This window comes from Agrobacterium sp. 22-223-1, from assembly GCF_053522385.1.
In genome coordinates, this window is record NZ_JBNWCN010000001.1 from 2,216,683 (window position 1) to 2,239,462 (window position 22,780).

Genomic DNA, 22,780 nt, shown 5'->3' on the forward strand with positions numbered 1-22,780 from the left:
GGCAGGGGGCAGCCATGGGATTGATCCGCTTTTGCCTGATCTTTCTTGCTCTCGCCACTCCGGCCAGCGCGGCCAAGCTCTTCCTGACCACCGAGGTCTATCCGCCCTATAATCTGCAGGCCAGCGACGGCAGCGTGCGGGGTGTCTATTTCGACCAGCTCAGAACCGTGCTCGAAGACACCGGCACCAGCTACGAAGTCGCCGTCATGCCCTGGGCGCGGGCCATCGCACTGGCCAGAACGCAGGCCATGCACTGTGTCTTCGCCGCTGCGAGAACGCCGGAGCGGGAAAAACAGTTCAAATGGGTCACGCCGATCCATATCGACCGCAACATTCTCGTGGCGCGCCGCAACGCGAATATCGAAGCCTCCAGCCTTGAGGAAGCCAAGAAATATCGGGTGGGAACCCAGCGTGGAGATTACACCGAAGCGCTTCTGGAAAAGCTCGGTTTCCCGCAGGTGGATGTTGGCGCTGATTTCGAGATCACGCTTCACAAGCTGAAGGCCGGCCGCATCGACCTGATGCCCATGTCTGAAAGCACCTTCAAAAGCCTGCCCGCCGACACGTTCAGCGAAGTGATAACTCTCTCGCGGCAACAGCTTGGGCTTGCCTGCAACAAAAGCGTGCCCGACGAGGTCATCGCGAAATTACAGGCCCGGCTGGACAGGCTGATCGCCGACGGAACGCAGCAACGGATATTCGACCGCTATAATCTCGTCAGCCCATAAGCGGCCGGTTCGGCGTTCCCGCAAAACTCATAAAAAGCAAAACTCATAAAAAGATTGACAGCCGGCGGTTTTCGGGGTGGTGACAACAGCATCATCAGGCAAAACGCGGACATGCCCCATGAAGATCATCGCAGGACTTGGTAATCCCGGCGCGCAATATGCGGTAAACCGTCACAATATCGGCTTTATGGCCGTCGATGCGCTGCAGCGCCTGCCGTCCTTTGCGCCCTGGTCGAAAAAATTCAAGGCGGAGATTTCCGAAGGCGAGATCGGCGGCGAGAAGGTCCTGCTGATGAAGCCGCTGACCTATATGAACCTTTCGGGTGAGTCCGTCGGCGAAGCCATGCGCTTCTTCAAGCTTGCGCCGGCAGACATCATCGCCATCCATGACGAACTGGACTTGCCGGCCGGCCGCGCCCGCATCAAGACCGGCGGCGGCCATGGCGGCCATAACGGCCTGAAATCGCTCGACGCCCATTGCGGCAAGGACTATCGCCGCCTGCGGCTCGGCATCGGCCATCCCGGTGACAAGGAACGGGTGCACGGCCACGTGCTCGGCGATTTCGCCAAGGCAGACCGGGTCTGGCTCGATCCGCTTCTGGACGCCATTGCCGACAATGCCGCCATGCTGGTGAAAGCCGAGGATTCGCAATTGATGAACAAGTTGGCGCTGGCCACGGGCAGCAAGCCGGAAGCCGAAAAGCCGGCCAAGGCAGCCAAGCCCGCCGCACAGTCCCATATCCATCAGGCACGCAACAGCGCCCAGCCGAAAAAGCTGCCGGAAACCGGCCCGATGGCCGAAATGCTGAAACGCATGTTCAGCAAGAAGGACTAGATCGCAAATGTCTTCGGAGCCCATCGTCCTGCGCGCAGCCGGAGCCGGCGATCTGGCCGGATTGCTTGACCTTTACCGGGCTCTCAATCCGTCCGACCCTGAAATGACGGCAGAAGAAGCGAACACGGCTTTCGCGGCCATGCTCGCCCAGCCGGGCCTGACCGTGTTTCTTGCGACCGAAGGCGAAGAAGCGGTCGCCACCGCCACGCTGCAGATCGTTCCGAACCTGACGCGCGCCGCCCGTCCCTATGCCCTTATCGAAAACGTGGTGACGCTGGAAAACCGTCGCGGCCGCGGATATGGCCGCGCGGTGGTGCGCCATGCCGTCGAGGCCGCTTTTGCGGCGAACTGCTACAAGGTGATGCTGCTGACCGGGCGACAACGCCCGGAGGTCCACGCCTTTTACGAAAGCTGCGGTTTCGTGCAGAACAAGACGGGCTTTCAGATCCGGCTGGATTAACGCTCACTCCTCCGGCTCGGTGGTGAACATCAGCGGAAATCCCGCTTCCTTGCCGAGATCGGTCGCTTCCTTGGCCTTGGTCTCGGCAATATCGCGCTCGCAGACAACAACGACCGCGCTGCCGAAGCGGTGCGCCGTCATCATCACCCGGTGGCCGGTTTCCTCGCTCATGCGGAAGACGGCTTTCAACACCACGGTAACGAACTCACGCGGCGTATAGTCGTCATTCAGCAGAATGACCTTGTAGAGCTTCGGCCGCTCCAGCTTCGGTTTGACTTTCGGTTTCGGCTTGAGATCGACAGGACTGTCACTCATCATGGTCGCTCGTGCCTGTCGCTCATCGCGGTTGTTCATGGGAAAACCCCGTTGATGACGAAAGATCGATCGCTTGACCGGCTTATATTGCGCCGCAACCGCAGCATCGGCAACCCTGCCCGAAATTCCGCACCATTAAAGGTGCTTTGCCCGCACAAATCGGCCCGCGGGCTTGACCTTGCCCTGCCCTTTCCGCAAAAGGCTCCTCAACGAATTCTTTCAAACGGACAGGTTTCAAGCCATGGGCTTCAAATGCGGTATCGTTGGATTGCCAAATGTCGGCAAGTCCACTCTCTTCAACGCGCTGACGAAAACGGCAGCGGCGCAGGCGGCCAACTATCCCTTCTGCACCATCGAGCCGAACACCGGCGAAGTGGCGGTTCCGGATGCGCGCATGAAAATCCTCGCCGACATTGCCGGCTCGAAGGAAATCATCCCCACCCGCATCTCCTTCGTGGATATTGCCGGCCTGGTGCGCGGCGCATCGAAGGGCGAAGGCCTCGGCAACCAGTTCCTCGCCAATATCCGCGAAGTGGACGCCGTGGTTCACGTTCTGCGCTGCTTCGAAGATGACGACATCACCCACGTCGAAGGCCGCATCAATCCGGTGGCCGATGCCGAAACCATCGAGACCGAGCTGATGCTTTCCGATCTCGAAAGCCTTGAGCGCCGCACGGAACAGACCCGCAAGCGAGCCACCGGCAAGGACAAGGAATCGCTGGCGCAGCTGCCGCTGATGGAAGCCTCACTGAAGCTTCTGAACGAAGGCAAGCCGGTCCGCACCCTGCTCTCCACGCTGGATGCCGAGGAACTGCGCATCCTTCAGGGCCTCAACCTCCTGACCGCGCACCCGGTTCTTTACGTCTGCAACGTCGCCGAAAGCGACGCCGTCGACGGCAACGAACATACCAAGGCCGTTGCCGAAATGGCTAAGGCCCAGGGTGCGGAATCCGTCGTCATCTCCGCGGCGATCGAATCCGAAGTCGCGCAGCTTCCCGATGAAGAGGCGAAGGAATTCCTCTCGGCCCTGGGGCTTGAGGAAGCAGGCCTCGACCGCCTGATCCGCGCCGGCTACAAGCTGCTCGATCTCATCACCTATTTCACCGTCGGCCCGAAGGAATGCCGCGCCTGGACCATCGAGCGCGGCACCAAGGCCCCGCAGGCCGCCGGCGTCATCCACTCCGATTTCGAACGCGGCTTCATCCGCGCCAACACCATCGCTTACAACGACTATGTCGCCTTCAAGGGCGAAGTCGGCGCGAAGGAAGCAGGCAAGGCTCGCGACGAAGGCAAGGAATATGTGGTTCAGGACGGCGACGTCATCCACTTCCGCTTCAATACCTGATCTGGCCTTTGGCGACTTCGATAAGGTCCGCCAAGAAGGGTAACCGAACATTGCGGCGCGGTTTCTTCTCCCCGCCGGGGAGAAGGTGGCCCGAAGGGTCGGATGAGGGGGCAAGATCTCGGTTTATCTCTACCCTCGCCCCCTCATCCCGCTGCCGCGACCTTCTCCCCCTCGGGGAGAAGGCGAAACGCGCGCCCACTCGCTCCAAACCACCTCCCCAAGAACCGGCCTCCCCGATTTGACCTTTACGTAAAGGGAAAAATCATTTTAGATGCCGCCGATATTGACTGTGCGAAGGGAGGAAACCATGACGCCGGTCGCGACATATGCCTATGAGGATTTTTCCGTCGGTCGGGAATTTCCTTTGGGCCCGCAATCGATTTCCGCAGAGCAGATCATCACCTTCGCCAGCGAATTCGACCCACAGCCGATGCATCTTTCCGAAGAGGCTGGCCGCCAGAGCATTCTCGGCGGACTGGCGGCTTCCGGCTGGCACACCTGCAGCCTGCTGATGCGGATGATGGCGGACAGCTACATCTCGAACTCGACCTCGCAGGGCAGCCCCGGAATCGATTTCGTCGACTGGAAAAAGCCGGTTCTGGCGGGCGATACGCTTGTCGGAAAATCCATCGTGCTGGAACAGCGGCCCTCCGCCTCGCGCCCCGGCATTGGCCTCGTGAAATTACGCCACGAGCTTTATAACCAGCGCGGCGTTCTGGTATCGCACGGGGAAAACACCGTGATGTTCCTGATGCGCGGCAAGGGAGGCGTTGCAGCATGAAACTGGCGGAACTTTCTCCCATCGGCGAACGCGTCACCCTCGATACGCTGCATTTTTCCGCCGAAGACATCATCCGTTTTGCCCGCGATTTCGATCCGCAGCCCTTTCATCTCGATGCGGAAGCCGCAAAGAACAGCGTTTTCGGCGCTCTCTGCGCTTCCGGCTGGCACACGGGCGCAGGCTGGATGAAATGCTTCCTCTCTCACTGGGCCAAAGAGGTGAAAAGATTGAAGCTACAGGGCCTTGAGCCGCCCAAACTCGGCCCCTCCCCCGGCTTTCGCGAACTCAAATGGAAAAAACCGGTCTTCGCCGGAGACGATGTCACCTATTTCGTGACCCTGCTCGAGACCCGAGCGCTGGAATCCAGAGCCGGCGTCTGGCTGAACACGACCTTCAATGAGGGCGTCAACCAGTCGGGAGAAACAGTGATGACCTTCCAGAGCGGGGTTCTGGAATTCGAATAGAATGAGCGTCGGGGCAATAGCGTCACCATTGCCCCGTTACCATCTCAGTGGCCGGAAAACTCCACCAGCGTCCGCACCTCGACGCCAAGGTCTTCCAGCTTCTTGCGGCCACCGAGATCGGGCAGGTCGATAACGAAACAGGCGGAAACGATCTCCGCGCCCATCTGCCGCAAAAGCTTGACCGCGCCTTCGGCAGTGCCGCCGGTAGCAATCAGGTCATCGACCAGAATGACCTTTTCGCCCGGCTGTACCGCATCCACATGCATTTCCATTTCGTCGACGCCGTATTCAAGGCTGTAGGCGACGCGGACGGTGGTGTGCGGCAGCTTGCCCTTCTTGCGGATCGGCACGAAACCGGCCGATAGCTGATGCGCCACCGCACCGCCCAGAATGAAGCCGCGTGCTTCCATGCCGGCGATCTTGTCGATCTTCGTTCCGGCATAGGGCTGCACGAGTTCGTCCACGGCACGGCGAAAAGCGCGGGGGTTGCCGAGCAGCGTCGTGATGTCCCGGAAGATGATGCCCGGCTTCGGATAGTCGGGAATGGAACGGATGGCAGCGGAAAGCTCCGAAGCGATAACGGTCATGGTATTTCCAGTTGAGATAAGGGAAATGGATCAGAAGGTTCGGGCCACCCTATCAACTTGACGGCTGCGGACCAACTAAAAAGGGCCGGCGCTCATTCCGCCAGCGACATTCCCTCGATCCGCGCCCAGACCGGGCAGACATCCTCGAAGGAATGCGACAGGGGCCGCAGGGCCTCGTCGTCCCTGTCATCGAAACTTCCCGAGACCAGCGCAACCGTCGGCGCTTCGTCGATGGCGCCAAGCGTGCTGCCGCAGATCGGGCAGAAAGCCCGGCTGGAATAATCGGAGGATCGGAAAGTCGAAGGCGCGCCGCCCTCTCCCGTCCACGTCACCGCATCCCTCTCGAACTCCACCCAGGCAAGGCTGGGCGCACCGGAATGCCGCTGGCAGATATCGCAGGAGCAAGTGTGCGGATTGCCGGGCTCGCCCTTCGCTTCAAAACGGATGGAGCCGCATAGACAGCCGCCGTTACGAATTTTCGTCATTTCCACCATCCCTCTCGACACATGAAAAGGCCCCCACGGAAGACCGTGGGGGCCAATGACTGACAGGCATCTTCTGGATGCCGATCAATGTTCCTTGTTGGCGTAGACCGATTTCTTGGTGAGATAGATCAGCGCCGTGAAGATGAACAGGAACACCATGACCATGAAGCCGGTGCGCTTGCGCTCTTCCAGATGCGGTTCTGCCGCCCACATCAGGAACGCAGCAACGTCCTTGGAATATTGGTCCACGGTCTGCGGCGCGCCGTCGTCATAAGTCACCTGATCGGCACTGATCGGCGGCGCCATCTTCAGCGCGGCTGCGCTGACGAAATACGGGTTGAAATGCGTGCCTTCCGACACTTCAACGCCGGCCGGCGGATCCTGATATCCGGTCAGCAGCGCATGGATGTAGTCCGGGCCGCCTTCCTGATAACCGCCGACGATCGGGATCATGTCGATGAGGAATTGCGGAAAACCGCGCTCCACGCCGCGCGCCTTGGCGAGCAGCGACATGTCGGGCGGGGCCGCCCCACCGTTGGCGGCTGCCGCCGCCTCATGGTTCGGGAAAGGCGAAGGGAAATGATCGGAAGGCACGGCCTTGCGATTATACATTTCACCATCGGCGTTCGGCCCGTCCTGCACTTCATATTCCGCGGCGAAAGCCTTCACCTGCTCGTCCGAATAACCGAGATCCTCCAGCGTGCGGAAGGAAACGAGGCTCATGGAATGGCAGGCGGAGCAGACTTCCTTATAGACCTTCAGGCCGCGCTGAAGCTGGCCCTTGTCGTATTTACCGAAGGGGCCGGCAAAGGACCAGCTCTGCTCCTCGGGCTTGATGACCGGGAAGTGACCCCCGGCAATCGCGTGCTCCGTCTGGGCGGCGAGATCATGGCTCTCCTCCGCCGCGAAGGCGGCGGCGGAACAGCCGATGGCGGCGAAAAGCGCGATGCTCGTTACAAGCTTCTTCATTGTCGTCATCCTTCCTTCGCGCTCAGACTTCGGCAGCCGCAGATGCGGCACCCGTCTTGGCGGCGTTCTTTTCGAGAACGGCCTCGGTAATCGAATTCGGAATACGCCGGGGCGTTTCGACCAGACCGAGGATCGGCATGATGACGAGGAAGAAACCGAAATAATAAAGCGTGCCGAGCTGCGAATAGCCGACATAATTGCCTTTCAGATCGCCGGTGAGCAGGCCGATCAGGCCAGTTCCTTCCGCCGGGCGAGAACCCAGCCAGCCGAGCATGATGGCATTGACCACGAACAGCCAGAAGAACATCTTGTACCAGGGACGATAGACGGCGGAACGCACCTTCGACGTATCGAGCCAGGGCAGGAAGAACAGCACGACGATCGCGCCGAACATCACGAGAACGCCGCCCAGCTTGGAATCGATGATCCAGATGTTGAAGGTGATGGCGCGCAGCATGGCGTAGAACGGCAGGAAGTACCATTCCGGAACGATATGCGCCGGCGTCTTCAGCGGATCGGCCATGATGTAGTTGTCGGGGTGGCCAAGGAAGTTCGGCATGTAGAACACGAACCAGGCATAACCGATCAGGAACACGGAAACACCGAGCGCATCCTTCAGCGTCGCATAGGGTGTGAAGGGAACCGTGTCGGTCTTGCTCTTCACTTCAACGCCGGTCGGGTTGGTCTGGCCGGTCACATGCAGCGCCCAGATGTGGAGGATCACGACGCCTGCGATCATGAAGGGCAGCAGATAATGAAGCGCAAAGAAGCGGTTCAGGGTCGGCTGATCAACGGCAAAGCCGCCGAGCAGGAACTGCTGGATCCATTCGCCGATGGCCGGGAACGCCGTGAAGAAGCCGGTGATAACGGTTGCGCCCCAGAAGGACATCTGGCCCCAGGGCAGAACGTAGCCCATGAAGCCCGTCGCCATCATCAGCAGGAAGATCACGCAGCCGAGAATCCAGAGGATTTCGCGCGGCGCCTTGTAGGAGCCGTAATAAAGGCCACGGGCGATGTGCAGGTAAACCGCGATGAAGAAGAACGACGCACCGTTGGCATGCATGTAGCGCAGCAGCCAGCCATGGTTGACGTCGCGCATGATCTTTTCGACGGAATTGAAGGCGACCGTCGTTTCGGCCGCATAATGCATGGCCAGCACGACGCCGGTGAGGATTTGCACCAGCAGCATGACGGAAAGCATCGCGCCGAAGGTGTAGGCGTAGTTCAGGTTACGCGGGACAGGATAGGCAACGAAGCTGTCATAGATCATGCGCGGCAAGGGAAGCCGCGAATCGATCCACCTTTCGATGCCGGTGGACGGCTGATAACTGGAATGGCCACTCATGAATATCTGTCCCCTTATCCGATCTTGATCACGGTATCGGATGTGAATGCAAATGTCGGGATGGCGAGGTTCTGCGGCGCCGGACCCTTACGTATGCGGCCCGCCGTATCGTAGTGCGAGCCATGGCAGGGACAGAACCACCCGCCGAAATCGCCGGCCTGGCCGAGCGGAATGCAACCAAGATGGGTACAGGAACCGACCATGACGATCCAGTTTTCCTTGCCCTCGCCGGCGGAGCGGTCGATATCCGTCGCCTGCGCGTCGGCGGCGATGTTGGCATTGCGCGCCACGGGATCCTTCAGATCGCCGAGAGCGACGGCCTTGGCTTCCTCGATTTCCTTTTCCGTGCGGTTGCGGATGAAAATCGGCTTGCCGCGCCACTTCACGGTAAGCGACATGCCTGGCTCGACGGCCGTGACATCCACCTCGATGGAGGCGAGCGCCAGCGTCGATGCATCGGGACGCATCTGGTCGATAAAGGGCCATGCAACTGCGGCGGCACCGACAGCGCCCGCCATTCCCGTCACTAGGTAAAGAAAATCGCGACGGGTCGGTTCACCCGAAGCGTCGTGATTGGTTACGTGCTCGCTCACCGCTACACCATCCTCTGCGCTGTTTTTGCCGTAAATCGCATGAGTCCTCCCGCTATGATTTGATCCAAGACAAACTCCGTCCCATCGTCCTGGTCATTCTCGCGGCATTTGAGAAACCGCGTCATGTGTTTGATCGCAAAATATTGACTGACTTGGCAAGAGCAAAGCACACAAAGCTGCCGTAATTCTGCCGGAGGGGGCCGATTTGGCTCGCATTTTTTCGCCGTCCTTGGCAGGCGGGCAACATTGTGCGCATCCATGCACCATGTTAGGAGACTTCAAGGGAGAGCGCGGAAAGCAGGGATTCGGATGACGGCGAAGCTCTCTTGCATGGTCTCCACGGCGGTGGCTGCCGTTCTTTTCGTCGCCAGCCTGCGTTATGTGACGGATTTCTGGCTTCTCGCCTTCGTCACCAGTTTCCAGCTGCACATAGCCATCGTCTGTATCCTGCTCTCATGCCTCGTTTTCTGGCTGACGCGTGACGCGGTTTCGGCGCTCCTCGTCGTCTGGTCGCTTGCGCTCGCCATCCATGCCATTGCCATGCTTCTGGAATTTTCCACATCCGCCAACCCGGCGCCAGGCGCCAAACCCTTCCGGCTGCTGTCCTTCAACGTGCTGATGGACAATGCCGCCAATGCGGACGCAATTGCCGACACGATTCTCGAATCGGGCGCGGATGCCGTCTATCTCTTCGAGGCGGCGGCGCTGAAATCGGCCCTGCCGCGACTGCAGCAAACCTATCCGCACAGGATTGGCTGTTACACCGGAACCCCCGGATGCGATCTGGTCATCCTGTCAAAAAGACCGTTGCTGGAAGGCCGTTTCCACAGCCTCAGCGATCTTCGGCGGGACCGGTTTGCCATAGCCCAGATCGATCTCGACGGCACGGAACTGACGCTCGCCGCCGGGCATATCACCAAGCCCTATTTCGACGATTATCATCGCGACGAACTCGATGAAGTCAGCGAAATTCTCTTTCGCGTCACCGGGCCGCTCATTCTGGCCGGAGATTTCAATTCGGCCAGCATCGCCCCTGACATGCGCGCTTTCCTCGCCGCCAACGATCTGAAGAAAGCGACCTTCGAACCCGCCACATGGCCGACGGAGGCCGGCCGCTTCGGCATCGCCATCGACCACATCTTCGCCCGCGAACCGGCGACGCTGATGAAAACCACCCGCCTGCCCGACAGCCTCGGTTCCAATCATTACGGCCTGATGGCGGATTTCATGATCGGGAAATAGCCGAAGGCCTTATTGCGCCGCTTCGTCCGCGGCAAGAAAACCGCCCGACTGCCGCGCCCAGAGTTCCGAATAGAGACCGCCCTGCATGACCAGATCGGAATGGCTGCCCTGTTCGACGATGCGCCCCTGATCCATCACGATCAGCCGGTCGAGAGCGGCGATGGTCGACAGGCGATGGGCGATGGCCAGCACCGTCTTTCCCTGCATCAGCTCGTCCAGATTGCTCTGGATCGCCGCCTCCACCTCCGAATCGAGCGCCGACGTCGCCTCATCGAGCACGAGGATCGGTGCGTCCTTCAGCATCACGCGGGCGATTGCGATGCGCTGGCGCTGGCCGCCGGACAATTTCACGCCGCGTTCGCCCACATGTGCATCGAACCCCTTGCGACCGCGCTGATCCTCGAGCCTGGCGATGAAATCATCCGCCTTGGCGCGTCGCGTCGCCTCCTGCAATTGCGCTTCGGTGGCATCGGTGCGGCCGAACAGGATATTGTCGCGAATGGAGCGATGCAGCAGCGACGTATCCTGCGTGACCATGCCGATATGGGCGCGCAGCGATTCCTGCGTCACCCTGGCGATATCCTGCCCGTCGATCAGGATGCGGCCTTTTTCGACATCGTAAAAACGCAGAAGCAGATTGACGAGGGTGGATTTTCCCGCCCCGGAGCGTCCGACGATGCCTACCTTCTCGCCCGCCCTGATTTCGAGATTGAGATGGTCGATGACGCCGTTCGCGCGCCCGTAATGGAAGCTGACATTTTCGAAACGGATGCCCGGCTTCTTGACCTCTAGCACCGTCGCCTCCGGCGCATCGACGAGACCGATCGGCTGCGAAATCAGTTCGGCGGCATTCTGCACCGTGCCGAAATTGCGCATGATGCCGTTGAACTGCGTCATCAGCCGGCCGAGCAGGAAGTTGAGACGCAGCACCAGCGCCAGCGTGAAGGCCACCGCACCGGAACTGATCTTGCCGGAAAGCCACAGATCGATGCAGAGCGCAGCCATGGAGGTAATCATCACGCCGGACAGCAGCGCCATGGAGGCGCGCACGCCGGTGATGAACCGGGTGAATGTCATGGTCGCATGCTGGAAAATGTCGAAACCCTGCCGCATGTAGCGGTCATTGGCATCATCTCGCCCGAACAGCCGGAGCGTCTGGATATTGCTATAGGCATCCACCATGCGGCCGGAGAGCATCGAGGCGGCTTCCGCCGTTTCCTTGGAATGGTAACGGATGCGCGGCACGAAATAGCGCGCCAGCAGCGAGAATATCCCCACCCAGACGACGACGACGACCGCAAGCCGCCAGTCCAGCCCGCCAATCAGGAACAGCATGGAAACGAAATAAATGCCGACGAACCACACGCTTTCCATCAGCGAGGTGACGAGATCGCCCGCCGCCTGCCCGCCCGACCAGACCTTGGTGACGATGCGGCCGGAAAAATCGTTCTGGAAGAAGGTCAGCGATTGCCGCGCCACATGCATATAGGATTGCCAGCGCACCAGATTGTAAAAACCGGGCGTGATGATCTGCTGATCCACCAGCGCCGTTACCATGGTGACGATAAAACGCACGACGCCGATCAGCACCAGCATGCCCACCAGCTCGCCGCCATGGGCCGCAAGCAGCCCCGCCCAGCCCTCTTCCGGCTTCACGGTGGAGAGAATATCCACCAGCCGCCCGACGAACCAGAACAGCGCCGCCTCGATGGCCGCCGTCAGCCCGCCGAGCACCAGCATGGCGAAAAACGGCGCCTTGGCCTGCGAGATGTAGAACCAGATAAAGGCGAACGTACTTTCAGGCGGCCGCAAATCGTCCTTGCGGGCGAAGGGCCTTATCCAGTTCTCGAAAAACTCGAAGATGCGGGTAATAACCATAATCCGGATATAGGCGGATTCCCGGAGCGGGAACAGCCGCGAAGGCTTCGGGAAGAGATTATATTTCGGTAACATTCGGGGAATGAAAAAGGGCGGGGAATGTTCCACCGGCTTGAGACTGATGACAACCTTCCTTCACGCCGGGCGTCATCCTCGGGCCTGTCCCGAGGATCTAACCACCTGTCCAATATTCAACGGTGGCAGATGCTCGGGACAGGCCCGAGCATGACGGAGGAGAGGTTTTCAGCCGTTGTTGTCAACCTGAGGGCGGGAACACCCCGCCCTCTCGCTTTTCCTTACTCCGCGGCCACTTCCGCCTCGTGGTCGGCGATGAAGCCGCCGGACTGGCGCCGCCACAGGTCGGCATAGATACCGCCCATCGCCACCAGCTCCGCATGGCTGCCCGCCTCCACGATCCGGCCCTTGTCGAGAATGATGAGCCGGTCCATTTCCGTCAGCGTCGAAAGGCGGTGGGCGATCGCGATCACCGTCTTGCCTTCCATCAGCGAGAACAGGTTTTCCTGGATCGCCGCCTCGACTTCCGAGTCGAGCGCCGAAGTCGCCTCGTCCAGCACCAGGATCGGTGCATTCTTGAGGAAGACGCGGGCGATTGCGATACGCTGGCGCTGGCCGCCGGAGAGCTTCACGCCGCGTTCGCCCACCTGCGCATCGAGGCCCTGACGACCATGCATGTCGACAAGCGTTTCGATGAAGTCCCAGGCATTGGCCCGCTTCGCCGCCGCGATCACCTGCTCGTCCGTGGCCTCGGGGTGACCATAGGCGATGTTGTCGCGGATCGAACGGTGCAGCAGCGAGGTATCCTGCGTCACGACGCCGATCAGCTCGCGCAGGCTGTCCTGCGACACCTTGGAAATGTCCTGCCCGTCGATGGTGATCCTGCCCGCTTCCAGATCGTAGAAACGCAGAAGCAGGTTCATCAGCGTCGTCTTGCCCGCACCCGAACGCCCGACCAGACCGACCTTTTCGCCCGGCTTGATGTCGAGTGTCAGTCCGTCGATCACGCCCTTGTTCTTGCCGTAGTGGAAACGGACATTGTCATAACGGATCGCGCCCTGCGGGGCCGCGAGCTCAGGCGCCTTCGGAACGTCGACGATGTCGTGCGGCTTCGTCATCATCGACATGCCGTCATAGACCGTACCGATATTTTCGAACAGCGAGGTGACTTCCCACATGATCCACTGCGACATGCCGTTGACACGCATGGCAAGGCTGATGGCGATGGCGACCGAACCGGCGGTGACCGAACCCTGCATCCAGAAATAAAGACCGAGCGCCGCCGTGGAAAACAGCACCAGCGCGTTGTTAAGGTCGATCAGGATGTTGAAGCCGGAAATCTTGCGCATCTGGCGGTGAACCGTGCCGAGAAACACGTTCATGCCCTCACGCGCATATCTTTCCTCGCGCCCCGCGTGGGAAAACAGCTTGATCGTCGAGATGTTGGTGTAACTGTCGACGATCCGGCCCGTCATCATCGAGCGTGCATCGGCCTGCTCCTGCGCCAGCCGGCCGAGCTTCGGCACGAAATAAGCGAGGATGGCCATATAGATACCGAGCCAGACCAGCAGCGGAATGACCAGCCGCCAGTCCGCCGCCGCGACCATGAACAGCATCGAGACGACGAAGCTGATCGCATAGACGAAGACGTCGATCACCTTCAGCGCCACTTCGCGGATCGCCAGCGCCGTCTGCATCACCTTGGTGGAAACGCGGCCGGCAAACTCGTTGGCGAAGAAGTTCATGGAATGACGCAGCAGGAAACGGTGCATCTTCCAGCGCGCGATCATGCCGAAATTGCCGGCAAGCGTCTGGTGCATCGTCATGGTGTGGATCGCGCCCATCAGCGGCAACACGAAGAGCACCAGCGCCGCCATGCCGATCAGATGCCAGCCCTCATCGGCAAAAAACGTCTCGCGATTGGCCGTGGAAAGCCAGTCGACGATATTGCCGAGGAATTTGTAGAGCATGGCTTCCGCAATCGCGATGCCCATGGACATCAGGCCGAGCAGCAGGAGCCATGGCCATGCGGGCTTCACATAATGCCACAGGAACGGCAAAAGCGTCTTTGGCGGCACGGAGGGCGCCGAAGAGGGAAAAGGATCGAGGCGTTTTTCAAACCAGCCAAACATAGGCCAAGCTCCGGCAATCAATCGCTCCATCGTGACATGGTGAGCGGACACAAATATGGCTCACGACGGAACGGAAAAGTCTTTGGATATGGCCGTGACAGCCACATGACGAATCGAAAAATGGGAAACGCGGGCGAACCGCGGAGTAACACCTAAGCCAGCAGCGGCACGACGGGGGCCGGGAGGCGAATACGAACATCATTTAGCATGAGAACCTCCCTTGGCTGGTGTTGAAGATATGGCCTTGTAGCGCAAAATTTAGTCAATGACCAGTCGGAAAGACACCGAATACGCGAGAAAACATGCAGGTGCCGCCCAAAGGCGAACGGGCGGAGATGACCCCGCGAGGTCTCCGCCCGTTAAACGATGCGCACGTCGCCCTATTCGGCCGCGTCCTGCGCCTCTGCGCTTTCATAGCCCGCAATCAACTCGGCCATTCCGGCCTGCGTATGCCGCTTCAATTCCCGACGGTCGCTGGGCTGCGGCGCAAAGGTGACGGTGAGCCCCGTGTCCCTTATCGTGCCGATCGCGAAGGAAGCACCGGACAACATGCGCACGCCCTCATGCAGCCAAAGCGGATCGGTGGCGAAATGCTGGCCGATGCCGACCACGACGGGAATGCCCTGCCAGTGCGACATGCGGTCGTAATGGATGTGGCCCGCAAGAATGCCGATGACATCATGCTCGAACAGCACCTCGTCCAGAGCCTCGGTATCCGCGAAGGAAAGCGATTCCCACTCCGCATCCGGACGGTCGAAATCGAGCGCCGGCGCATGGTGCATCACCAGCAGCTTCGGCAGTTCGGGGTGGTTTTCCAGCTCATCCTCCAGCCATTCGATCTGCCCCGGCTCGAAAGCGCCGCCAACCTTGCCCAGAACGCTGGTATCCATGACGATGATGTGGATCCCGGCAATGACCTCGGCATGGTCATAGGGCTCGTCCAGATCCTCATGGCGGTCGAGCATGACCGGATAAAAACCGTCGCGGCGGTCGTGATTGCCGAGCGCGAAGAGCACCGGCATATCGAGTTCCGCTTCCGCCATCAGCCGCTTGAGTTCCTCATAGCTGCCGGCATCGCCCCTGTTGGTCAGATCGCCGCTGGCGACGATGAATTCAGGCGGCGGCACGAGCGCCTTGATCTGCGCAAGCGTTGCGGAAAGCGTGGCCGAGGTCTCGGAATAAAGATCATCGTCCTGCACCTGCGGATTGCCCACATGCAGATCGGTCAGATGGACGAAATTCACCCGTTCGGACATGGTGTCCTCCTGTTGTTGCGTGCAGAAAATCCGGCTCGAAACGACCTGTCCAGACCATTCGCGATGGTCCGGGCAAACCCGACGATGTTCCGGTGAATGGGTAGCCGCCCTGTGTGTCACGCGAATGAACATCCAGCCGGGAACGACGCCTCAAAGGGACTTTTCGCAGCATAGCTGTCGCCCGGCCCCTGCCCGTGATAATCGGACGGGCAGACCAACCGCAGTGAGACGTCCATGCCCGAAATCAGGATCGCCCTTTACCAGCCCGATATTCCCGGCAACACCGGCACCATCCTGCGGCTGGCCGCCTGTCTCGGCCTCGGCGTCGACATCATCGAGCCGGCCGGTTTCGATATTTCCGACCGTAATCTGAAACGGGCGGGCATGGATTATATCGCGGCGGCGGCGCTGACGCGCCATGTCAGCTGGGACCGTTTCGAGGAATGGCGGGCAACCACCGGCCGCCGTCTCGTTCTCGCCTCCACCAAAGCCGCCCTGCCCTATACGAAGATCGCCTACCGCACGGATGACATCCTGCTTTTCGGCCGCGAAAGTGCCGGCGTACCGGACCATGTGCATGAAAAGGCAGAGGAGCGAATCATCATCCCCATGGTGGCGGGACAGCGCTCCATCAACGTCGCCATGTCGGCGGCGATGATCGCCGGCGAGGCTTTGCGTCAGGTGGCATGGGCATAGGCGTCATTTTTAACGCCAATTTTTCGGGCAAATACAAAATTTGACCGTTTTTACTTCAAAACTGTCGCAACCCGGCCTGTACCGAGGGCATCGAGGCTCCTATACTGATTAGCCGGACAATAAAAATCGTGCTCGCCGGAACCATCCGCCGGCGGGTGTGAGGAGACGTCGCATGCAATCCACCATTGTCATCGTCAACCTTCTCGGCGCAGTCGCGCTGCTGCTCTTCGGCCTTGCCCAGGTCAAGGATGGCGTCACCCGCGCCTTCGGCATGAAACTGCGAAGTGTGCTGGCCACCGGCACCCAGAACGGTCCGCGCTCCTTCTTCTCCGGCTTCTTCGCCACCGTCGCGCTGCAAAGTTCGACGGCGACGGCCCTCACCGTCGCCTCCTTTGCTGAACGAGACCTCATCAGGCCACGCATGGCGCAGGTGGTGCTGCTCGGCGCCAATGTCGGCACCGCCGTGACCGCATGGATCGTCGCGGCCGGGGTGGAATGGCTGTCGCCGCTGCTGATCCTTGCGGGCATTATTCTGAAAAAGGGCAGTTCCAATGCCCGGCAAGGCGGCGGAACGGCGCTGATCGGCATCGGCCTCATGCTTCTGTCGCTGCATCTGTTGAGCGGCGCGACAGAACCGATGCGCGCCTCGCCGGCTCTCGGCGTCTTTATCGGCCTGCTTGACGGGGCATGGCCCGTCGCGCTGATCTTTTCCGCCGTGCTCGCCTTCGTTTCGTCTTCGAGCCTTGCCGTCGTGGTGCTTATCCTGTCGCTCGCCGCCACCGGCACGCTTTCCACCGGCCTCATCATCGTGCTCATTCTCGGCGCCAATCTCGGCGGCGCCATTCCGCCGGTCATCGCCACGCTTTCCGGCCCCGCCTCGGCACGGCGCATCACCATGGGCAACCTTCTGGTGCGCACCATTGGCTGCCTCATCGCTCTGCCGCTCGCCTCCTATGGCGCGGAGTTCCTGCAGCAATTGCCGCTTTCGCCCGCAAAATTGCCGGTCGACGCCCATCTGATCTTCAACGTCATTCTGGCGGCGCTGGCCTGGCCCTTCTCCGGCCTCCTGTCCGACCTGATGGCAAGGCTGGTGCCGGGCGATCCGAAAGCCGAAGACGGCCCGAATTTCCTCGACCAGCAGGCGCTGGACATGCCGGTCGTGGCGCTCGCCAATGCCACCCGCGAGGTGCTGGGTGTCGGAGACAGCATCGAGCGGATGCTGATCCGCGCCGAAAACGCCTTCAAGCATAATGATCTGGCGCCGCTTCAGGAGGTTTCCCTGCTCGAAAAGAAGGTCGACCGCCGCCAGCAGGAGGTGAAGGTCTATCTGTCGCAACTGGGGCGCAAGGGGCTTGCCGACGAAGAAGCCCGCCGTTCGATCGCCATCATCGACTATGCCATCAACCTCGAACACATCGGCGATATCATCGAAAAAGGTATCTGCGAGCAAATCCGCAAGAAGGTGCTGAACAGCTTCAAATTTTCCGATGACGGCTATGAAGAGCTGAAAACCCTGTTCGACATGACCATCGAAAATCTGCGCGCCGCCCAGAGCATTCTGGTAACCGGCGATTTCGAGCTCGCCCGCAGGCTGATGGAAAGCAAGGTGGATATACGCCGCCTCGAAAAACAGTCCTCGAACCGCCATCTGGAGCGGCTGCGCGACGGGCTGGCGGAAAGTATGCAGACCAGTTCGCTGCATCTCGACATGCTGCGAGATCTGAAGCGCATCAACGCCCATATCGTCACGGTGGCGCATCCCATTCTGGATGAAAGCGGCGTGCTGATCGAAAGCCGCCTGCGTTATGCCGAGCCTCGCGCCTAAAAGCATTTCCGGGAAATGCGAAAACGCTCTAAACTTCAATCGGCCGAAGGAAGCCGCCGCATGGTGAATTCGATGCGGTCGCCTTCCAGTTGCCGCCAGCTTTCCACTTCCGTCCAATAGGCCGCTTTCGGAAAGCTGTCGAACCATTCGCGCGCCTTGGCGCGGGCTTCCTCGCGTCCGAGACAGAAGGTCTGCCGCACGAACATGCCATTGCGCGTCTTGTCGTCGCCCGAGCCTTCACGCGCCTTGCGGTGATTGGCTATCCTGCGCTTCAGCCCGTCCAGGGGCGGCGGTCCGGTAAATTTCGTCATGATATTCACCTCTGGCACCTACATCGATAAAGATAGTGCCCGCATGTGAACTTGGCGAGTCGAATTTGTGCGCGGGGCCTGCACCTGCTAGACGCGACAGGGAATCGACCTCACCAAAGGAGAATACGCATGGAACGGCCAATCTTGCCGAAGGGCTTGCCCGACGACATCGAGGACAAGAAGGCCCTTGCCCAAGCCTGGTTCCAGCATCTTCGCGACACCATCGTTAACTCCTTCGAGACCCTCGAAAACGACCTGACCGGCCCTCTTTCCGATCAGGAGCCCGGCCGTTTCGTCCAGAAAGACTGGCTGCGCGATAATGGCGAGGGCGGCGGCGGTAAGATGTCGATGATGGAAGGCCGCGTCTTCGAGAAGGTCGGCGTCCACACCTCCACCGTCTATGGCGAATTCTCGCCGGAATTCCGCAAGCAGATACCGGGTGCGGAAGAAGACCCACGTTTCTGGGCCTCCGGCCTCTCGCTCATCGCCCATCCCGTCAACCCCAATGTGCCGGCGGTGCACATGAACACCCGCATGGTCGTCACCACCAGCCACTGGTTCGGCGGCGGCGCGGATCTGACGCCGGTGCTGGGGCGCAGAAGGACGCAGGAAGACCCGGACAGCCAGCTTTTCCACCGCGCCTTCGAAATCACCTGCAACCGCCATCCGGTTGCCGATTATCCGCGCTACAAGACGTGGTGCGACGAGTATTTCTTCCTGAAGCACCGTAACGAAGCCCGCGGCATCGGCGGCATCTTTTTCGACTGGCTGCACCCGCAGGAGGAAAATGGCGGCTGGGACGCCAATTTCGCCTTCGTGCAGGATGTCGGCCGCGCCTTTAATCTGGTTTATCCGAAAATCGTCCGCGCCAATTTCAACCAGAGTTGGACGGAAGAGGACCGCGACGAGCAGCTTATCCGCCGCGGCCGCTATGTGGAATTCAACCTGCTTTACGATCGCGGCACGATCTTCGGCCTCAAGACCGGCGGCAATGTCGAATCGATTCTCTCCTCTCTACCGCCGGTGGTGCGCTGGCCCTAAAAACCTCACGTAAATTTGACGCTCATCAGCCATTTGGTCGCAAATAGCGCAAATTAGGACTTATGGAAAAATCAAGGCAATGATAGTCTCCTCCCCGCAGACGTACTGGAGGAGCTATCGTCATGATTACTTCGAACAGCATGCCTATCTCTGCTTCCCCCGAGGAAGCCCAGCATTCCATTGATACCCCTGATTTGATCGATCGCCTGGCAGCGGAAATGCGTGCCACGGGTGATCGAGAACTGCCGCATTCCTTTTATGTCGAACAGGTAAAACGCACGCTGGCCGGAAAAACGGTGAAGCGGGCGGACAATGACGAAATGCCTCGTACAAAAATTCCGGCAGCCGGCACATCCTCTGTTTTCCAGTGCTGGGCGATGCCCGAATAGGGGCCTGAATAAGGTCGAAGGACGCCGCTCTGGAACATAAGCGGTGAACATTCGTTTCTTGTCGGAGGGACAGCAGGCAATTGAATGCTGTCCCTCACTCTCGCACATTCTCCCTGTCGAAAATCGATTCCGGTTTTCGACAGGGAGAATGTGCAGACTCAAAATGTTAGAGCGTCCTTTATGCGTCCGAACGGATGCATGGCGCTCTAAAACAGGGAGGCAAGACCATGAGACTGTTTGAATGTGGAACGCTCGTGCCCGGCTGCGCCTGGCACACGCGCGCAGATGACGACGCAGAAGTTGTGCGTCGCACCGTGGAACATATGCGATCGGCGCACGGCGAAACCGTCATCCGCGAGAACATGATCGAAAACATCAAATCCCGCATTCGCGACGAGGCAAATGCGGCCTGAGCCGCAACGCCGCCGTCGCTGACCTCAATTTTCCAGCATATCCTTCAACCGGGCGGTCAACGCTGCCCGGTCGAGTGAGAAATTAACGTCGATCCACTTTTCCTCAAGGCTTTTCAGCACTTCGCCCACCTTCGGGCCGGCCTCGACGCCCGCTGCCATCACATCCGCACCGCTCAGCGGAAAGCCCGGTTTGTGGAATTTTTCCGCCCGCGTCAGCAAAGTCGAAAGCCGCGCCACTTTCTGCATGGCGGTGTCGCCAGCGGAAAGATCGGCACGGGCCGAAGCAAGCGCGAGTTTCAGCCGCGTCTTCACGCCCTCGACGCCCTGACGATAAAGCAGCCGGTCGAGCGCCGTCTCCTTCAGCTCGGGATCAGCCGCCGGAGCCGAAGCCCAATGGGCGAGATAGGCCGCTTCGGCCTTCGACAGCCGGAGGCGCGCGGCAAGGGCAGCCAGCCTCTCCCTGTCCGGCGGCATGATGGCGGCAAGCCGCAGCATCGGGTCCACCGCCCAGCTCAGAGCCTGCTCCGTCGCCACCAGCCCATGAATGGCGTCGATGCCCCATTTTTCCGTTTCGGGAAGAATTTCCGCCAGAACGCCCGATTGCCGCATCCACAAAAGGGCGCGCGAAGGATCGCGGGCGGAAAGCAGCTTTTTCAATTCGCTCCACACCCGCTCGGCCGAAAGGGTGCCCAGCTTGTCCTTGGCCCGCGCGCTCGCCCGCAAGCCGTCCGCATCCGGGCGGCCGGAGCCATAATGGGCGAAAAAGCGAAAAAACCGGAGAATCCGCAGGTAATCTTCCGAAATCCGCATCGCCGCATCGCCGATGAAGCGCACCGTGCCGGTCTCTATATCGGGAAGACCATCGATAAGGTCGATGATCTCGCCCTTTTCATCGGCATAAAGAGCATTGATGGTGAGGTCACGCCGCTCGGCGTCGGTCTGCCAGTCGGTTCCGAAAGCCACCTGCGCATGGCGGCCATTGGTTTCGACATCGCGGCGCAACGTCGTCACCTCGAAACCTTCGCCATCGATCACCAGCGTTACCGTGCCGTGCTCGATGCCGGTCGGCACCGCCTTGATGCCCGCCGCCTTGGCCCGCGCAACAACCACATCAGGGGTCAGCGTCGTCGCCATGTCGACATCGACCACTGGCAGGTCCATCAGCGCATTGCGCACCGCGCCGCCAACGATCCGCACCTCGCCGCCATCGGCATTCAGAAGCGTAAAGATGCGCTTCAGCGCCGGTTTTTGAAACCAGTCCCGCCCGGCAAGGCTGCTCATGAATAAAACCTCTCGTAAATCGTCCTGACGATGCCCGCCGTAATGCCCCAAATGTAACGTTCGCCATAGGGCATTTCGTAGAAAAACCGCTCCTTCCCCTGAAAGATGCGGCTGCCGCGCCCGTGGTTGGCCGGGTCCATCAAAAAGGACAGCGGCACCTCGAAAACCTCATCCACTTCCGTTGGATTGAGCGTCAGGTCAAAGCCGGGCCGAACGATGGACAGCACCGGCTTGATGCGGAAACCCGTCCCGGAAACATAATCCGGCAGGCGCCCGACCGTTTCCACGAAGGACCTGGAAAGGCCGATTTCCTCTTCCGTCTCGCGTAGCGCCGCCTCTTCCGGCGTGCGATCCTCGGCATCGATGCCGCCGCCCGGAAAGGAAATCTGGCCGGAATGTTTGCGCAACGTCGAAGTGCGCTGGGTGAAGATCACCCGCGCATCGTTGCCATCGTCAATGACCGGTACCAGCACGGCGGCGTCCTTCAGCCTGATGCCGTTTCCAGACAGCACCACGCCCGGATTGAGCACATGGTCGCCATGCTCCCGCTCCGCCACGCCCTCGCCTTCCTGCAGCACCCGGCAGCGGAAATCGGCGGCGGTAAAAGTCTTGAATGCCGTTGTCGTCATTGCGAAAGCCGTTCCAGTTCCTTGGCGGGCATCACCGGAAAAGTCACCCCGCCCGAGCGCACGGCGAACATGTCGACGCCCTCCACTTCGATCACCTCGCCAAGTGCGACGAGATCATACATCACTGCCCGCGAGATGAGCGCTTCCAGTCTGCCGCGCACCAGAAGATAGGGCTTCAATTCGCGGTTCTCACCGAAAACCTCGAACCGCAGCGGATGCTCCGGCCCGGCCTCCACCACATCGCCGACATTGGTGCGGAAGGTCAGCAGCGGCTCGCCATCATCCTCACCCGCCGTCAGCTTCATTTCCACGGCGACGAAAGGCGCATCCACGACGCGGATGCCGACTTTTTCCACAGGAGTTACGAGATAGGTTTTACCGTCCTCATCCTTGCGCAGAACCGTGGAAAACAGCCGCACCAGCGGCGCCCTGCCGATGGGGGTGCCGAGATAGAACCAGGTGCCATCGGCGCGGATTTCCATGTCGAGATCGCCGCAAAAGGGCGGATTCCAGCGCTCCACCGGGGCCGGCCCGCGTTTGGCGTCGCCGGTCTGTTCGGCGGCGCGGGAAATCATCGCCGCAAGCCCGGCCGCATCGCCCGCCGAATTTATCGTCTCCGCTGCCATATTCGAGTCTCGCTTTGCCGATAAGGAAATACTAAGTCACGACATAGTCATTCGAATGGCGCTTGTCAGCGGCCAAGAGAGCAATAAGCTATATGCAGCGCAAAATCCGTCCCGGCCGACTGCCAGCAAAACCGGGATG

General features: G+C 60.2%; 25 protein-coding genes. 12 read left to right on the forward strand and 13 right to left on the reverse strand.

Going from position 1 to position 22,780, the window contains the following annotated elements; all coding sequences use genetic code 11:
• Positions 1-14: 14 nt before the first annotated feature.
• The 3 genes from ACQZ60_RS10970 (at position 15) to ACQZ60_RS10980 (ending at position 2,023) form a co-directional block, all read left to right on the forward strand.
• Positions 15-728, forward strand: coding sequence for a substrate-binding periplasmic protein (locus ACQZ60_RS10970; RefSeq protein ID WP_035260425.1), 714 nt, complete (start codon positions 15-17; stop codon positions 726-728).
• Between the two features lie 118 nt (positions 729-846).
• Positions 847-1,563, forward strand: a complete 717-nt coding sequence (gene pth / locus ACQZ60_RS10975; RefSeq protein ID WP_035260419.1) for an aminoacyl-tRNA hydrolase — start codon at positions 847-849, stop codon at positions 1,561-1,563.
• Positions 1,564-1,570: 7 nt separating this feature from the next.
• Positions 1,571-2,023: a GNAT family N-acetyltransferase gene (locus ACQZ60_RS10980; RefSeq protein ID WP_035260421.1), complete on the forward strand. Its 453-nt coding sequence runs from the start codon at positions 1,571-1,573 to the stop codon at positions 2,021-2,023.
• 3 nt (positions 2,024-2,026) lie between these two features.
• On the opposite strand, the gene clpS is transcribed toward ACQZ60_RS10980, so the two are convergent.
• A complete protein-coding gene (clpS, locus tag ACQZ60_RS10985) occupies positions 2,027-2,338 on the reverse strand; it encodes an ATP-dependent Clp protease adapter ClpS (protein ID WP_035260429.1) in 312 nt (103 codons plus the stop codon).
• A gap of 241 nt (positions 2,339-2,579) precedes the next feature.
• Here clpS and ychF point away from each other — a divergent pair, with 241 nt between their 5' ends.
• The 3 genes from ychF to ACQZ60_RS11000 all read left to right on the forward strand — a co-directional run bounded on the left by ychF (position 2,580) and on the right by ACQZ60_RS11000 (position 4,928).
• Positions 2,580-3,683, forward strand: a complete 1,104-nt coding sequence (gene ychF / locus ACQZ60_RS10990; protein WP_035260423.1) for a redox-regulated ATPase YchF — start codon at positions 2,580-2,582, stop codon at positions 3,681-3,683.
• Between the two features lie 307 nt (positions 3,684-3,990).
• Positions 3,991-4,464, forward strand: coding sequence for a MaoC family dehydratase (locus tag ACQZ60_RS10995; protein WP_035259523.1), 474 nt, complete (start codon positions 3,991-3,993; stop codon positions 4,462-4,464).
• Positions 4,461-4,928: a MaoC family dehydratase gene (locus tag ACQZ60_RS11000; protein WP_059757406.1), complete on the forward strand. Its 468-nt coding sequence runs from the start codon at positions 4,461-4,463 to the stop codon at positions 4,926-4,928. The genes ACQZ60_RS10995 and ACQZ60_RS11000 overlap by 4 nt, the downstream gene beginning before the upstream one ends.
• 44 nt (positions 4,929-4,972) lie before the next feature.
• Here the strand turns inward: ACQZ60_RS11000 and ACQZ60_RS11005 are convergent, their stop codons facing one another.
• The 5 genes from ACQZ60_RS11005 to petA all read right to left on the reverse strand — a co-directional run bounded on the left by ACQZ60_RS11005 (position 4,973) and on the right by petA (position 8,907).
• On the reverse strand, positions 4,973-5,515 hold the full coding sequence (locus ACQZ60_RS11005) for an adenine phosphoribosyltransferase (RefSeq protein ID WP_003494623.1): 543 nt from the start codon (positions 5,513-5,515) through the stop codon (positions 4,973-4,975).
• 92 nt (positions 5,516-5,607) lie between these two features.
• Positions 5,608-6,000 carry a GFA family protein gene (locus ACQZ60_RS11010; protein ID WP_448735219.1) on the reverse strand — a complete coding sequence of 131 codons (393 nt, stop codon included), beginning with the start codon at positions 5,998-6,000 and terminating at the stop codon, positions 5,608-5,610.
• 84 nt (positions 6,001-6,084) lie between these two features.
• Positions 6,085-6,969: a cytochrome c1 gene (locus tag ACQZ60_RS11015; RefSeq protein WP_003523103.1), complete on the reverse strand. Its 885-nt coding sequence runs from the start codon at positions 6,967-6,969 to the stop codon at positions 6,085-6,087.
• Positions 6,970-6,991: 22 nt separating this feature from the next.
• Positions 6,992-8,314, reverse strand: coding sequence for a cytochrome b (locus tag ACQZ60_RS11020; RefSeq protein ID WP_003523102.1), 1,323 nt, complete (start codon positions 8,312-8,314; stop codon positions 6,992-6,994).
• Between the two features lie 14 nt (positions 8,315-8,328).
• Positions 8,329-8,907: a ubiquinol-cytochrome c reductase iron-sulfur subunit gene (gene petA / locus ACQZ60_RS11025; RefSeq protein ID WP_035239587.1), complete on the reverse strand. Its 579-nt coding sequence runs from the start codon at positions 8,905-8,907 to the stop codon at positions 8,329-8,331.
• A 309-nt stretch (positions 8,908-9,216) separates the two neighbouring features.
• Here petA and ACQZ60_RS11030 point away from each other — a divergent pair, with 309 nt between their 5' ends.
• Complete coding sequence (locus tag ACQZ60_RS11030; protein ID WP_448735220.1) at positions 9,217-10,149, forward strand: endonuclease/exonuclease/phosphatase family protein; 933 nt, start codon at positions 9,217-9,219, stop codon at positions 10,147-10,149.
• A 9-nt stretch (positions 10,150-10,158) separates the two neighbouring features.
• On the opposite strand, the gene ACQZ60_RS11035 is transcribed toward ACQZ60_RS11030, so the two are convergent.
• The 3 genes from ACQZ60_RS11035 to ACQZ60_RS11045 all read right to left on the reverse strand — a co-directional run bounded on the left by ACQZ60_RS11035 (position 10,159) and on the right by ACQZ60_RS11045 (position 15,430).
• Positions 10,159-12,027, reverse strand: coding sequence for an ABC transporter ATP-binding protein (locus ACQZ60_RS11035; protein ID WP_448735221.1), 1,869 nt, complete (start codon positions 12,025-12,027; stop codon positions 10,159-10,161).
• Between the two features lie 296 nt (positions 12,028-12,323).
• Entirely contained in the window at positions 12,324-14,174 is a 1,851-nt protein-coding gene (locus tag ACQZ60_RS11040) for an ABC transporter ATP-binding protein (protein WP_448735222.1), read from the reverse strand.
• A 380-nt stretch (positions 14,175-14,554) separates the two neighbouring features.
• Positions 14,555-15,430 carry a phosphodiesterase gene (locus tag ACQZ60_RS11045; RefSeq protein WP_448735223.1) on the reverse strand — a complete coding sequence of 292 codons (876 nt, stop codon included), beginning with the start codon at positions 15,428-15,430 and terminating at the stop codon, positions 14,555-14,557.
• Positions 15,431-15,664: 234 nt separating this feature from the next.
• Here ACQZ60_RS11045 and ACQZ60_RS11050 point away from each other — a divergent pair, with 234 nt between their 5' ends.
• Positions 15,665-16,126, forward strand: a complete 462-nt coding sequence (locus ACQZ60_RS11050; RefSeq protein WP_020808606.1) for a tRNA (cytidine(34)-2'-O)-methyltransferase — start codon at positions 15,665-15,667, stop codon at positions 16,124-16,126.
• 172 nt (positions 16,127-16,298) lie between these two features.
• Positions 16,299-17,951 carry a Na/Pi cotransporter family protein gene (locus ACQZ60_RS11055; RefSeq protein WP_448735224.1) on the forward strand — a complete coding sequence of 551 codons (1,653 nt, stop codon included), beginning with the start codon at positions 16,299-16,301 and terminating at the stop codon, positions 17,949-17,951.
• Between the two features lie 35 nt (positions 17,952-17,986).
• Here ACQZ60_RS11055 and ACQZ60_RS11060 read toward each other — a convergent pair whose 3' ends face one another.
• Complete coding sequence (locus tag ACQZ60_RS11060; RefSeq protein ID WP_003523094.1) at positions 17,987-18,262, reverse strand: hypothetical protein; 276 nt, start codon at positions 18,260-18,262, stop codon at positions 17,987-17,989.
• 129 nt (positions 18,263-18,391) lie between these two features.
• On the opposite strand from ACQZ60_RS11060, the gene hemF reads away from it, so the two are divergent.
• The 3 genes from hemF (at position 18,392) to ACQZ60_RS11075 (ending at position 20,105) form a co-directional block, all read left to right on the forward strand.
• Entirely contained in the window at positions 18,392-19,303 is a 912-nt protein-coding gene (gene hemF, locus ACQZ60_RS11065; RefSeq protein ID WP_269829141.1) for an oxygen-dependent coproporphyrinogen oxidase, read from the forward strand.
• A gap of 122 nt (positions 19,304-19,425) precedes the next feature.
• A complete protein-coding gene (locus ACQZ60_RS11070) occupies positions 19,426-19,692 on the forward strand; it encodes a hypothetical protein (protein WP_003523092.1) in 267 nt (88 codons plus the stop codon).
• A 227-nt stretch (positions 19,693-19,919) separates the two neighbouring features.
• Complete coding sequence (locus tag ACQZ60_RS11075; protein ID WP_003523091.1) at positions 19,920-20,105, forward strand: DUF1059 domain-containing protein; 186 nt, start codon at positions 19,920-19,922, stop codon at positions 20,103-20,105.
• Positions 20,106-20,129: 24 nt separating this feature from the next.
• Here ACQZ60_RS11075 and ACQZ60_RS11080 read toward each other — a convergent pair whose 3' ends face one another.
• Genes ACQZ60_RS11080 through ACQZ60_RS11090 form a run of 3 tightly spaced genes read right to left on the reverse strand, consistent with a single transcriptional unit; the run spans position 20,130 to position 22,641 of the window.
• Complete coding sequence (locus ACQZ60_RS11080; RefSeq protein WP_448735225.1) at positions 20,130-21,386, reverse strand: CCA tRNA nucleotidyltransferase; 1,257 nt, start codon at positions 21,384-21,386, stop codon at positions 20,130-20,132.
• Entirely contained in the window at positions 21,383-22,015 is a 633-nt protein-coding gene (locus ACQZ60_RS11085; RefSeq protein ID WP_448735226.1) for an NUDIX hydrolase, read from the reverse strand. The genes ACQZ60_RS11080 and ACQZ60_RS11085 overlap by 4 nt, the downstream gene beginning before the upstream one ends.
• Positions 22,012-22,641, reverse strand: a complete 630-nt coding sequence (locus ACQZ60_RS11090) for a DUF1285 domain-containing protein (RefSeq protein ID WP_448735227.1) — start codon at positions 22,639-22,641, stop codon at positions 22,012-22,014. The genes ACQZ60_RS11085 and ACQZ60_RS11090 overlap by 4 nt, the downstream gene beginning before the upstream one ends.
• Positions 22,642-22,780: the final 139 nt, after the last annotated feature.